Genomic DNA, 12,224 nt, shown 5'->3' on the forward strand with positions numbered 1-12,224 from the left:
TCCTCACGCGGTATCCGTTACAAACCGTCACCAATCTATCGTAATAGTTTGATCCGAAGTTCCGCCGGTAAAATCCTGTTGTTTTACTTTTGTCCCGTCGGAAACAAACAGCGTATACGCTCTTCCCTTTACAAAACCTTTAAAATCGATTTTACCGAAACTATTCTTCAGCGGCACATATACAAGCGGCGTATGTGCAGCCTTATCGATGATACACACGCTTTCGTTTACCGGAGAACCGAGCCCGGTAACTTCGAGCTTTACCGTACCTTCACCGTACACATCGTTTTCGGCAGGAACGGTATTTTTTTTAACCGAATCGACAGCCGCAAAAACGTTTACCCGTCCGTGTCCGAACCTTTCGTCAAAAGAAGCCGCGCCGTCTATTTTATCGGCTGTTTTTTCGATTAAGGTCTTTAACTGATACGGCGTTAAAGAGTGCGCGTTGTCAAAAGAAAGCAAATAGCTTATAAGACCGGTTACAAAGGGAGCCGCCATGGAAGTTCCGCTTAGAGAAACATAAGACGATGCAGTCGAATTGCCGCATGAAATAATGCTTTCTCCGGGAGCGGCGACGCTTATCCACGCGCCGTTGTTGCTGAAACGGGCTTTTTTGTCTTTACCGTTTGTCGCACCGACTGCGAGTACACCGGGAAATGCCGCAGGATAAGCTGCCGTATAGCGCCCTTCGTTTCCCATAGCGATTACGGGCAACACGTTATGCATAAGCGCGTTCGTTAAAATACTGAAAGCGTATTCCGAACCGATCGAGTTTCCGAACGACATATTTACCGGAACCGTTTTTTGCGTAATTTGAAAATTCGAATCCATATACGAAGGGAGTTTTGCTTTTTCCTCTGCCGTTCTTGTTGCCGGATCTTTGCGTAAAATTTCGACGGTGTTCGTCAAATCCGCCAAAGCACCGTACACTGCCCATGCCTTCCCGCCGCCTTTACAACCCAGCGATTGATACGAAATAAGTTTTGTCTTTTTCCACGCGACGCCTGCAATACCTTTGTCGTTGTCGCCGAGTGCGCATATAATGCCCGAACAGTGAGTGCCGTGCCCGTCAGTATCCCAATTCGAGCCGAGCGGCACTTCGGTAAAAGGATTTCCGTTTCCGATATATGAACCGTCGACAGAAGTTTGAGCAGACTTTGCATACAACACTATCGATTCGGAACCTGCATTAAAATCTTCGTGCAGCATATTTATGCCTGTATCGATAATGCCTGCAACGACATCTTTGTCGCCGTAGCCTACGGCTTTGTATGCTTGCAGTGCCTTTGTTATGTCCAAGGCATAGCTTTCCGCATCCGAAACCGGATCCTGCAAAACATTGCCGTCACCGAGTCCTTGCGTACTCGCAACGGGTTCGGTTGAAGACGGAGATAAAGCAATGTCTTTGGATTCGACAATTTTGGGAGACGCAACTTTATAGTCGTTGTCCGCGCTGAGCACGCCTTTTATCGAAAAGACGGATTTCAGCAATGCCTCATTGCCGGTATTTTTATGCAAATACCAATAGGTAAAGCCCGTACCGGTTAGAGAAAGCTCGCCGCATACGTCGATACCCTTATCCGTAAAAAGCGTTTTATCAAAACCGTCGGCGGTTTTTGCGATGACAAAACCTTCGACAATATCGTTTTTGTTCGGTTTATACGGCATCGTGCCGGCCGTAAAACCAGCCGAACCGTTTACAACGGGAGCACAGGCAAAAAACAGAGCGCCGAATGCCGCAGCTAAAATCGCCAGTATCTTTTTCATCCTTTTCTCCTTTAGTCTGCAATCGTAAACGTAAAGCGGCCGTTTACCGCATTTGCACCGTTTGAGTCGTTGTTTCCGTACGATATGGCAGGACAAAATCCTTCATTACCGTCGTCACCCGTATATGTATATTCTTTTACAAAATACAAAGCGGTATCGTCGTCAAGCGAAACATCATCATTTCCCCAATCCTGTATATCCCACTGATAGCTCGTTCCTTTTTCGTAGCTCATGGGTAAATTCAAACCCTTCCCGCTTCCCATGGGAATAACATTAAAAAACGGAACCCGAACGAATGTTTCGGTAAACTCAATAATCCCCGTCCTTTTATCCACTTTAACAAGGTCGTCAAGTGAACGTACACCGTATCGTCTCAATATACCGGCAGTAATCAAATCGGAAACTTTTTTGCGTCCGACCAGTATGCCGGTCGTCGGATTGCATACTTCGATTAAAATTTCCGGACGACCTCCGTAGTCGAAAACATAAAGCAATTTGGCGCCGAATCGGGGAATACCTCGAAAATCGTTTATCAACAAGCCCAAACGCATATAATCGCTTTGTGCCGAGCCGAACATATTCGTATTGCTTATTTTACACTTATATGTGAAGTTTGCCGCATTTGCAGATGTAACGAGGACATTATTTGCAGGAGAAGTCAATTCATACGTAAACGATTCCAAAAGCTTTGTCGTTATAACGGGAGAATACTTTTCGCTTTTCGCGTTAAATGCTCTGATTTTATATTCGTATTCTTTGTTTTCTTCCAAAAGCGAATCGCCGTCGATACCGACATGAAAGCCCTGTCCGCTGTAAGTTTCTGTCTTTAAATCATCGTATAAAGTTCGGCTCACGAAGAGAAAATCCTGCGGCCTTCCTTTTTCCCGACGATACAGGTCAAAGCCTAATATTTTTTTATGAGAACCGAATTTCGTAAATTCGAACCTTACCAGCATCCTGTAAGACGAACGCCGCCCACCGACAGGCTTGAGGGAGTATAGATTTTCCGAATACGGCAGCCGCTTGGCGATCACGGCAATATCTTCGAATTTGCAAGTCGATAAATCGGAAGCGGATGCCGCAGAAGCGCTGAAAGTAACCGGTATATGTTTTTCGATACGATTGTTCGCAATATCGTAGCCTACGACAATCAACGTGTCTTTGCCGTCCGGCACTTCTTCGAGATTGAACGTATACGTCGATGTAAATTCGCTGCCGCTTTTACTTACGGCACACGAACCGCTTATTCCGCTCATTTGATTCGGCGCTTTGCCTATGCCGAGCTTTGCACCGAAAGCTCCGGAAGCCGTTTCTTCTACAGCGCCGACAGCGGATTCAAATACAATGCGCACTTTATCGGAAGTTGAAATAACGGTACTTTCGTCTATATCGGTAAAACTTCCGTTTCCGGACTGTGCCGACGTTATTTTAGGAGGTGTAATGCCGCGGGTTATCGTTCCGTGTACAGGCTGAATTAAAGACAGGTTTTGTTTTGCTATCGAAAGCGGCTTCCAGTTTTCAAGTCTGGAGCCGGCCCATTTTTCTTTTTCGCCGATAAGTTCGAAATCGTACCGCTGATCCGTCGCAATATCGTAAAGCATAACCTTACCGTCCGTTACCGTGTAACCGCTTCCGATTTGTTCCGTTGTTCCGCTTTTATACACTTTTAGCGTCGTGCCGCTTACAACAGTGCCGCCGATAGAATCGGTCACCTGTATCCGTATGGTAGAAAATTCCGCAGGCGTTTCATCAGGGAAAAAAGGTTCGTCGCCGCTGTCGGATGATTGCGCGCAACCCGTCATCGAAATAATCAATGCACACAAACATACCGCCGTGCACGCGGTTTTCCATAGCGTTTTCACCATAACCTCCTATAAATCAAACTCCGGTTTATACCTTTGCAGCTTGACGAAAACGGGCTTTGAAGAGGGAACATCTATACTGATTATAAGGTAGGGAGTTGTAAAAGCTTGCGTTACTATTTGAGTCGGCTCGGGGGCGGTTATTAAAAATACCGTTTCCACGCCGTCTTTTGTATCTATCGCGGAATAAAGTTTGATGCCGTAGCCGCCGGTAGTAAAAGGCCCTGAGCGCACAGCGATGACCTTTTTCCGCTCAAAATCGATTTTCGGCGCCGGCCTGTCCGAGCGGTCGTGCAAACGCGCATACAGCTTGTCCAAGTCTTTTTGGTTTTCGATTACCGCAGTACCGAATTCCGCGCCGTAATTTCCTTCTTCAAGGATTTCGTATGAGATATCCACACGTCCCTCTCGTCCCGTCAAAACGGCATCGGGATAGAGACCGGCGTTTTTATCACTTTGTGCGGATACAAATCCCCCTGCCTCGTACGATACGGACGGCGCAGTCGTACCATCCTGCAATTTTGCGGGAACCGATTTACACGCGCTCAGAAAAAAAGCGGATAAAACGATTAAAAGAATATGTTTACGCATCTCTTTGTAAAGTAGCATATTTCGTTTTTTTTATCAATATTCGTATCGCTGCACATACCGCGAACACGGGAAGATGCCGTCCTCGCACACGATATGCGAAACACCCGCGTCGCGGACGCCGGAGGGGACATCGCTTATGATCTGACACGAAAAACAAATACCCGCCAAAACCGGAGACGCGTAAACAATCCGCGCGATATATCGATCGTAAAAGCCCTTTCCTTTGCCGAGCCGTCTGCCGTCGCGCGAAAAAGCGAGAGCGGGTACGAGAAAAAGCGAGGCGTGCGGAAAGTCTTTCGTATCGACTTTTTCGAGAACGGTTTTCGGCTCCGTGAGACCGTAGGCGCCGATTTCCGTCTGCGCTTCAAACGGAAGAGCCGCATCGAGATAATAAAATTCCATCGTACCGTCAGTATCGATGCAGCGCGGGAGCGCGGCTCGCTTTTTGTCTTTCAATGCGGATGCGATGATACCCCTCGTTTCGACTTCGCTCGGATCCGATGCGAATATAAAAACGGCATCTGAGGCCGCATAGAGTTCGGAGCCGAGCAGGAGGCGCTCGATCTTTTTCGACGCCGCACCCGCACGATTTTTTTCCGCGGTAAATTCAAAAATCGCCTTCCGCATCGCCTTCCGCACGATCCGCTTTTTTTCCGCAAGTTCCGTTTCATCCGATTGTTTCATAATCCGCCGGAAAAGCCTCTTTTCACAATTAAGCGCCCGTTCCCTGTTGACGACGCGGGCACAAAATAAGTATATTATAAATATATAAAGATTGTAAGGCTTTATATACCGTTTACACAAACGAAAGCCGTCATAAAAAGCGGATGCTTTTTATCGACTGCGGTTTTTGCGTTGCGGAAACTGCGGTTTGCGCTTTTCGGCGCGCAGCTGACGGCAGCTTTTACCATAGGAGCATAGCATGAAAATCAAACCTTTAGCGGACAGGGTTCTCGTCAAAAACGAAAAAGCGGAATCGAAAACGGCATCGGGCATCATTATCCCCGAAGCGGCGCAGGAAAAAACGCAGACGGCAAAAGTCGTCGCCGTCGGACCAGGTACCGAAGAAGACAAAATCACCGTAAAAGTCGGCGAACGCATCATGTACGACAAATACGCCGGCACGCAGATAAAGATTAACAACGAAGACCACCTCATCCTCAAAATGAGCGATATCATCGCGGTTATCGAAGACAAATAAATTACAAGCTGCGTTCATTGTAAAGCCGGCGAAAGCCGGTTTTTTTATTTTCGTCATTCATTGATGCGTAAAACGATTCGAAACTTCGGAGAAAAGCGATGAATGAATTTTCAAAAATGATGGCCGCTATTGCCTTTTGGAGCCGCATTGCTTTAGCGGCAGCTGTTTTATGTATCGGAACCTTCGCCGCGGCGCAGACAAACGCGGCATCGGCCGCTTTTAAAGTCGAAGAACGAAACTTTCAAAAAGCTCGACGGTGAAAAGCACATTTTTTACGGAAACGCGATGCGGAAAGCCGCGGACGATGCGGTACAATTTGTACAAAGCATAATCGGAGAAAAAAGATATCAGGCTCGGTAAAAAAGCAGCGGCCGGTTACATTAAGCTTTCCTTTATCAATAAATTTCTCCTGTCAACAATTTCCCCCTTGACTTAAACCGAGCTTTAACTTGTATAATATTTTATGGAGGTGTAATAAAAAACCTATGAATGAATTTAACGGCGTAGCCGATACCATGCTTATTCCGATGGCGGCGCGGATTTATGCGTCCAAACGCTTTCCCGAATATTTTTATGACGAAACGGCTTTGTCGCTGGAAGAAAAAATTCCGGCGGATGCGCTTGAGCGGATTTGGAAATCATCTTCCGAATACACGATGCTTGCTTCGGTTTCGCGCTATTATAATTTCGACGAGATGATTAAAAATTTTCTTGCGCAATACGAAAGATGCAATATCGTCAATCTCGGTGCGGGACTCGAAACGGCTGCCTTTCGGCTGCATGCAGACGGCGCGGTTTTTTACGAAATCGATTTACCCGAAGTGATCGAACGGCGAAAAACTATTTTGGGTGCAAAAGAAAACGAAAGGCTTATCTCAGCCGATATTTTTACATTGGAATGGACTGAACACATCGATACCTCGCTTCCGTCTTTGCTCATCGTCTCGGGTGTCTTTCAATATTTCCGCGAAGAAAAAATCGTGCGGTTTTTATCGGACGTAAAAAAGCGCTTTCCGAAAGGAGAATTGATTTTCGATGCGACGAATGAAATCGGTATAAAATACGCGAATAAGTATGTACAAAAAACGGGCAACACGTCGGCGCAAATGTATTTTTACGTAAACGACGGTCAGGCTTTTGCACAAAAATGCGGCATGGAGCTCGTTGAGCAGCGTACCTTTTATACCGCCGCGCGGAAAATGCTCAAACGCAAACTGAAGCTGTATACCCGCATCGCGATGAAAGTGTGCGATGACGGCGGAAGAACGATCATCCTGCATTTAAAGCTGAACTGAACTGCCCGCGCGAGCAAGGGTTTTGATGCGATCGAAACGCTTATCGGTTTTGTTCCGTAAGGCGGTCTCTTAACAATTTTGCGCGTGCATGAGTCGGAACAAGAGCGAGCGCGTAACCTGCCGAGCGGAGCGCTTCCCTCGTTTTGCCCTGTGCGCTGTAGATGAGCGCCATGCGGTATTGGATTTCAGCCCGCTGCATCGCATCCGCAGCACGGACGGAAGAGGCCGCATAGAGATCGAGCGCCTGTACGTTCGAGGCGAGGCTCTCGTATATCATCGCGAGGTTCATGCACGACGGCGTGGAGACGAGGGACGAAATCGTTTTGCCGTCCGTGCCGCCGCCGCTTTCATACACGCAGTATTCGTAGAGTCGTATCGCCGTATCGGCAAGCCGGCCGTAAGCTGCAAACCACGCCGCATATTCGGCTTCGCGGATCGTCATGTCGCGCACGCTCGAAGCGCACGATTCCCAAAAATCGCGCGATGCGTCAAAACCGTATTTTGCGGCGATGCTCTTTCGAAAGAGACGGAAAGCGTCGTCGTAACGCCGGTAGGCTAAAAGGCGGTTCAGCGCAAATTCGAAAATGACATCGGGATAGACGTTTGCGCCGACACTGCTGCGTTCGAGTTCGTTCCATACGTCGGATATTTTTTCATCCGGTGTCAGAGAAAAATCGGTTTCGTATTTTAAATGCAAGCGCGCAATATACAATACGGGATTATTAATTCTCTCGAGGCTCCGGTCGATACGGTATTCGGCGTCGCTCACCGGAATCTTTGCGCGCCTGTCGTACGCTTCCATCTTGAGCGTCGCAAGTCCGTTGTCCCTAAGCGTGAGTTCCTGCAAATCTTCCGACGGAGGCATACTCGTCCGCCGTGCAAAATCCGCATACGCGATGAGGGCCGGCGCATAATCGGGCCATGCGTTTACCGTATCGGTTAAAAGGCGGCTTGCTTCGTCATCGTTGCCGTTCGCTTCGGCGTACAGCGCGCTGTCGACAAAGAGAGAAGGTAAAAGAGAACTCACATTTTCATCCGCAATGTTCATGCCGCCGGTATTCCGCTCCATTTCGGCAATGACGCTGCGCCTCGCCCGCTCGGCTTCTTCGGGCTCCGAAAGCGCGATATGCGAATCGGAGAGGACGGCAGCTATTTCGACGGGCGACACTCTGTGACGGGAACGGATCGAAGAGGTCGGATAGAGCGAACGCGCTTTTTCGGCATAGGCAGCCGCTTCTCCGAAACGGCGCGAATCGAACATGACGAGGCTCCAAAAAAACGCGTCTTCCGGTTCAAAACAGTCGGTAGGTTTTATCGAATACGCCGTATCGTAATCGCCGTCTTTTAAGCAGATAAGCGCCGCATCTCGGAGCCAATACGCATCGTTCGAACCGGCGTATGCGTCGCAAAAGACGGAAAAAAATCGCTTGTCGAAATACTCGGAAGCGTTTGCTCCTTTTTCGAATGCAAGCTCGCGCAAGTACGCTTCGGAATACACCGAGCCGAAACGCGTACCGCGAAGGCATTCGGCGGCCTTTACCGCTTCCGCTCCCCTTCCGGAGCGCATCAAAAACTGCGCGTACACCGCAGACATTTCGGGATTTTTCGGATTGCGCTTCAATCCGCGCACGAGCGTCTTTTCCGCAAGAGCCGTCTCTCCCATTTCAAAATAACGGCGGTAGATGCCGATGCGCGACCACGAATCGTATACGTATTTTTCGGCTTTTTTCAATTCCGAAAGCGCGTCCTTGTCCTGCCCCTGTTCGCTGAGCGCGTCGATGTCATCGAGCATACCGGTAAATGAAGAACGAGATGCGCTCATCCTGCACGATGCGGCACATACGACGAAATAAAAATTAACAATTAATAAAAAAAAACAAAACGCGTTCGGAAGATGAGCGGAATTCCGCCGGAGACAAAAATCGCGTACGCCAAAACACACGAACTTTTTTTTCATGACGTCCCTCGTCCCGTCCCTTACTCGGCGGACGCTTCGGCGGGAGACGGCACGGAAGCGGCTTTGCCGATTTTATCGAGCACCGCGTTGATAAAGCGAAACGAATCGTCCGCTCCGAATTCCTTTGCAATCTGTATGGCTTCGTCTATGACGACGGAAGCGGCGATGTCTTTTTGATATAAGAGCGAATACACGCTCATGCGCAAAATGGACAGCGATACTTTGTTTACGCGGTCGAAATCCCAATTCGCGGCGAGGTGCTTTTTTATATTTTCGTCTATTTCGGAAAGATGTTCGACCGTGCCGGCAGCCAAAAGCCGCGCGAATGCATATTCTTCTTTGTTTGCGTCTTCGGCTGGAACGCCGCTTTCCGACGCCCACGAAAATGAGAGCAGGTCTTCAAGCGGGATACCGCCCACTTCGTAAGAGTACAGCGTTTGAAATGCAAGCACCCTACCCTTTCTGCGCGACACGGGATTTCCTTACCAGCTTAAAAGCTTATCCAGTTCGGCGCCGGTTTTTTTGCGGTCGACGTTTTCGCTCACGTCAAGCGATTTGGAAATCTCGTTTGCGGCCTTTTGCAAATACGCCATCTGCTGCTGCTGACCGAGATACTGCATGATGTAATTGTAAACGGTAATCGTCGTTCCCGGGCGGACGATATCGCTCAAACCGAGCAGTTTCGCGTCGTATTTTTCTATGATGGAATAAAATTGATAATTCGTTTCGTTGTCCTGAACGTCGGAAATATATCCGGGCGTACGGGAAAAGAGTTCGAGCAGCACGCGATAGGATATACCGAGCTGCACAGCGCTCGTTTCGGTTTTATTGATAAGCATTTCGCCCGCTTGGAAACCGGATTTTTCAGCCTGAGAGCGGACGCCGATCTGCGTGCGTGCCGAGGACGGATCCTTTGCGCTTTTGAGCGTATTCCACATTTCCGTCGCTTTCGCTTTTGCGTCGTCCGGCGACGCTCCTTTCGGCACAATGACGAGGAAGAGGCGGAGCATATCGCTCCACACGAAATTCGCTTTATTCATTTCATAAAACGAACGGATATCTTCGTCCGTCGGTTTGACGTTGCGAAGTTCGGCTTCACGCTGCTGCTGGATATACTGCTGCGCCGTAATCTGCGCTTTTAAATAATCCTTATACTCGGCGATAGACATACCCGCCTGCTGCTTCATAAACTCGTCGAGTGACATCTTTGTCTGCTGGCGCACGACGGCGTTGAGTTCCTGCTCGGTGAGCGTATCGTTTCTGCCGATCATCTGCGACATCGACTGGAGAAAGTTTTGATTTACCGTGCTGTCGGGAATGGAAATACCCGCTTTTTGCGCCGCCTGATTGATGAGCTTTTCGGAGATGAGGGCGTCGAGCGTTTGCTTGCGCTCGTCGACGGTCAGCATCCTGCCCGCCTGCTTTTCGTACACGCCGACGCGCGTTTTAAGCTGCTTGACGGTAATCGATTCGCTCTTATTGAGCTTTATCACCGCGAGGACTTGCAAATCCGACTGCGCAAAAACGGACGCCGCCGAAACCATCAACATACAACAGATGAGGGTAAAACGGTTTACTTTCATTGTATCTAATCCTTTCCAATAATAACAAAATTTACAGCGATGTGTTACACGTGCGTTTCGTTAAACATTCGTCAAAACCGCTTTCCCGTACATACGTTTTACGCGTTCTAAGCAACGGCTCAACCGAAAACTACGCTCCGAGCGGCAATCCGCCCGAGATGACCGCACGGATGCGGCGCACGCCTGCGGAGGATGACTGCTCTTTCGTTATCTTAAACTGCCCGATCTGCGCCGTATGCTCGACGTGCGGACCTGCGCACACTTCTTTGCTGAAATCGCCGATGGAATACACGGTAACGCGTTCGCCGTATTTGTCGCCGAAAAGCGCACGCGCTCCGGTGTCTTTGGCGTCGTCGAGGCTCATCTCTTCCACCGAAACGGGAAGGTCACGCACGATCTGTTCGTTGACCAAATCTTCGACTTTTTGCACTTCTTCTTTCGTCAATGCACGCGAAAAAGAAAAATCGAAGCGGAGGCGTTCGGGCGTAATATTCGAACCCTTTTGCGCGACTTCCGGCCCGAGCACCCGCTTGAGCGCTTCGTGCAGCAAGTGCGTCGCCGTATGATATTTCGTCGAAATCTCCGAATGATCGCCGAGACCGCTTTTAAAAGCGCCGGCGCTCAGCGTACGCGATTCTTCCTGATGCTTTTTTTCCTCTTCTTTGAACGAGTCGATATCGACCGTCATACCGTGTTCGCGGCCGAGCTCTTCGGTCAGTTCGATCGGAAAACCGAACGTATCGTAGAGCCTGAAAGCGACGCGGCCGGGAATCGTTTTTTGCGGATTTTTTAATAAATTCGGCAAAAGCTTTTCGAACTCCGCTTCGCCTTTTTTCAGCGTCGCAAGGAATTTATCCTCTTCCGCGCCGAGCTGTTCGAAAATAAAATCTTTTTTGCCTTCGAATTCGGGGTAAGCTTTAACGTATTCGCCGATGACGACGTCCGCAGGCTTTGCGAGAAAGGCGCCTTCGATGCCGATCTTCCGCCCGTGGCGCACCGCACGGCGGATCACTCTGCGGAGGATATAGCCCGCGCCGACATTGCTCGGCGTCACGGCTTTTTGGTCGCCCAAAATAAAAGTCGCCGTACGCACGTGATCGGAAATGATGCGGATCGATATGTCGACGTCTTCATTTTCGCCGTACTTTTTTCCCGAAAGCGATTCGATACAGCGGATAATCGGAACAAAAACATCGATTTCGTAAACGGACTTCATACCGCCGAGCATCGCGACCGTGCGCTCGGCTCCCATGCCGGTGTCGACGCATTTTCGCGAAAGGGGTTCGAACGTACCGTTTGCGGTTTTATTGTACTGCATAAATACGTTGTTCCAGATTTCGACGTATTTTCCGCACGGACAACCCGGCCGGCAGTGAGAAGCGCAGGCTTCTTTCCCCGTATCGTAAAAAATTTCCGTATCGGGACCGCAGGGACCGGTCAAACCCGCAGGCCCCCACCAGTTGTCGCTCCTCGGCAGATAAAAGATCCTCTCGCGCGGAATGCCGCAGCTTTCCCAAATGGAAGCCGCTTCGTCGTCGCGCAGCACCGCGTCTTCGCCCGCAAACACCGTCACGGAAATTTTTTCCGGCGGAATCGCAAGCCATTCTTTACCCGTCAAAAATTCCCAGCTGAAAGCGATCGATTCTTTTTTAAAATAATCGCCGAGCGACCAGTTGCCGAGCATTTCAAAAAACGTCAAGTGCGACGGGTCTCCGACCGAATCGATGTCTCCGGTGCGCACGCATTTTTGATAATCGGTGAGCCGCGTTCCTTCGGGGTGATTTTGCCCTGAAAGATAGGGAACGAGCGGCTGCATGCCGGCGGTCGTAAACAAAACGGTCGGATCGTTGTCGGGAATGAGCGACTGACCGCTTATTTCCGCATGTCCTTTGCTTTTAAAAAACGCGATATATTTGGATCGAAGTTCATCTACAGTCATAAATTTGATAATATAAATTCAGTGCTTTA

Annotated in this window: 12 protein-coding genes and 1 pseudogene; 4 read left to right on the plus strand and 9 right to left on the minus strand. The window is 49.2% G+C overall.

All coding sequences use genetic code 11. The features are described from left to right. Positions 1 to 27: 27 nt before the first annotated feature. The 5 genes from prtP to HMPREF0860_RS14230 all read right to left on the minus strand — a co-directional run bounded on the left by prtP (position 28) and on the right by HMPREF0860_RS14230 (position 5,131). Positions 28 to 1,767, minus strand: a complete 1,740-nt coding sequence (gene prtP, locus HMPREF0860_RS06680) for a dentilisin complex serine proteinase subunit PrtP (RefSeq protein WP_021329438.1) — start codon at positions 1,765 to 1,767, stop codon at positions 28 to 30. A gap of 11 nt (positions 1,768 to 1,778) precedes the next feature. Next, the gene (gene prcA, locus HMPREF0860_RS06685) at positions 1,779 to 3,632 is read right to left on the minus strand and encodes a dentilisin complex subunit PrcA (RefSeq protein WP_051169911.1); all 1,854 of its coding nucleotides are present in this window, start codon (positions 3,630 to 3,632) and stop codon (positions 1,779 to 1,781) included. Positions 3,633 to 3,638: 6 nt separating this feature from the next. After that, on the minus strand, positions 3,639 to 4,220 hold the full coding sequence (prcB, locus tag HMPREF0860_RS13260) for a dentilisin complex subunit PrcB (protein ID WP_021329407.1): 582 nt from the start codon (positions 4,218 to 4,220) through the stop codon (positions 3,639 to 3,641). A 33-nt stretch (positions 4,221 to 4,253) separates the two neighbouring features. After that, positions 4,254 to 4,904 (minus strand): 5-formyltetrahydrofolate cyclo-ligase, encoded by a 651-nt coding sequence (locus HMPREF0860_RS06695; RefSeq protein ID WP_021329481.1) that lies wholly within the window; start codon positions 4,902 to 4,904, stop codon positions 4,254 to 4,256. Between the two features lie 101 nt (positions 4,905 to 5,005). Then, positions 5,006 to 5,131 carry a hypothetical protein gene (locus HMPREF0860_RS14230; RefSeq protein ID WP_269207991.1) on the minus strand — a complete coding sequence of 42 codons (126 nt, stop codon included), beginning with the start codon at positions 5,129 to 5,131 and terminating at the stop codon, positions 5,006 to 5,008. Between the two features lie 11 nt (positions 5,132 to 5,142). Here HMPREF0860_RS14230 and HMPREF0860_RS06700 point away from each other — a divergent pair, with 11 nt between their 5' ends. From HMPREF0860_RS06700 to HMPREF0860_RS06705, 4 genes and pseudogenes are all read left to right on the plus strand, one after another. Beyond that, positions 5,143 to 5,421 (plus strand): co-chaperone GroES, encoded by a 279-nt coding sequence (locus tag HMPREF0860_RS06700; protein WP_021329442.1) that lies wholly within the window; start codon positions 5,143 to 5,145, stop codon positions 5,419 to 5,421. Positions 5,422 to 5,519: 98 nt separating this feature from the next. Continuing rightward, entirely contained in the window at positions 5,520 to 5,681 is a 162-nt protein-coding gene (locus HMPREF0860_RS13790; protein ID WP_021329499.1) for a hypothetical protein, read from the plus strand. Beyond that, positions 5,668 to 5,781 (plus strand): annotated as a pseudogene (locus HMPREF0860_RS14110) (alpha/beta hydrolase); the annotation flags it as partial. The gene HMPREF0860_RS13790 and the pseudogene HMPREF0860_RS14110, both read left to right, overlap by 14 nt. Positions 5,782 to 5,906: 125 nt before the next feature. Continuing rightward, positions 5,907 to 6,716, plus strand: coding sequence for a class I SAM-dependent methyltransferase (locus HMPREF0860_RS06705; RefSeq protein WP_021329398.1), 810 nt, complete (start codon positions 5,907 to 5,909; stop codon positions 6,714 to 6,716). A 40-nt stretch (positions 6,717 to 6,756) separates the two neighbouring features. Here HMPREF0860_RS06705 and HMPREF0860_RS06710 read toward each other — a convergent pair whose 3' ends face one another. From HMPREF0860_RS06710 to HMPREF0860_RS06725, 4 genes are all read right to left on the minus strand, one after another. Further along, positions 6,757 to 8,673, minus strand: a complete 1,917-nt coding sequence (locus HMPREF0860_RS06710; protein ID WP_021329501.1) for a tetratricopeptide repeat protein — start codon at positions 8,671 to 8,673, stop codon at positions 6,757 to 6,759. Positions 8,674 to 8,693: 20 nt separating this feature from the next. Continuing rightward, a complete protein-coding gene (nusB, locus tag HMPREF0860_RS06715; protein ID WP_021329411.1) occupies positions 8,694 to 9,146 on the minus strand; it encodes a transcription antitermination factor NusB in 453 nt (150 codons plus the stop codon). A 9-nt stretch (positions 9,147 to 9,155) separates the two neighbouring features. Next, complete coding sequence (locus HMPREF0860_RS06720) at positions 9,156 to 10,256, minus strand: MOSP complex formation periplasmic protein, TDE1658 family (protein WP_021329431.1); 1,101 nt, start codon at positions 10,254 to 10,256, stop codon at positions 9,156 to 9,158. Between the two features lie 130 nt (positions 10,257 to 10,386). Beyond that, positions 10,387 to 12,195, minus strand: a complete 1,809-nt coding sequence (locus tag HMPREF0860_RS06725) for an alanine--tRNA ligase (protein ID WP_021329424.1) — start codon at positions 12,193 to 12,195, stop codon at positions 10,387 to 10,389. Between the last annotated feature and the right edge of the window lie 29 nt (positions 12,196 to 12,224).

This window comes from Treponema socranskii subsp. socranskii VPI DR56BR1116 = ATCC 35536 (genome assembly GCF_000468115.1).
GTDB classification, from domain to species: Bacteria; Spirochaetota; Spirochaetia; order Treponematales; family Treponemataceae; genus Treponema_D; species Treponema_D socranskii.

Coding starts and splice junctions, on each gene's coding strand:
- HMPREF0860_RS06705 (WP_021329398.1), top strand. CDS start 5,907: ATGAATGAATTTAACGGCGTAGCCGATACCATGCTTATTCCGATGGCG.
- HMPREF0860_RS14230 (WP_269207991.1), bottom strand. CDS start 5,131: ATGGTAAAAGCTGCCGTCAGCTGCGCGCCGAAAAGCGCAAACCGCAGT.
- HMPREF0860_RS06695 (WP_021329481.1), bottom strand. CDS start 4,904: ATGAAACAATCGGATGAAACGGAACTTGCGGAAAAAAAGCGGATCGTG.
- HMPREF0860_RS06720 (WP_021329431.1), bottom strand. CDS start 10,256: ATGAAAGTAAACCGTTTTACCCTCATCTGTTGTATGTTGATGGTTTCG.
- prcA (WP_051169911.1), bottom strand. CDS start 3,632: ATGGTGAAAACGCTATGGAAAACCGCGTGCACGGCGGTATGTTTGTGT.
- HMPREF0860_RS06710 (WP_021329501.1), bottom strand. CDS start 8,673: ATGAAAAAAAAGTTCGTGTGTTTTGGCGTACGCGATTTTTGTCTCCGG.
- prtP (WP_021329438.1), bottom strand. CDS start 1,767: ATGAAAAAGATACTGGCGATTTTAGCTGCGGCATTCGGCGCTCTGTTT.
- HMPREF0860_RS13790 (WP_021329499.1), top strand. CDS start 5,520: ATGAATGAATTTTCAAAAATGATGGCCGCTATTGCCTTTTGGAGCCGC.
- prcB (WP_021329407.1), bottom strand. CDS start 4,220: ATGCGTAAACATATTCTTTTAATCGTTTTATCCGCTTTTTTTCTGAGC.
- HMPREF0860_RS06725 (WP_021329424.1), bottom strand. CDS start 12,195: ATGACTGTAGATGAACTTCGATCCAAATATATCGCGTTTTTTAAAAGC.
- HMPREF0860_RS06700 (WP_021329442.1), top strand. CDS start 5,143: ATGAAAATCAAACCTTTAGCGGACAGGGTTCTCGTCAAAAACGAAAAA.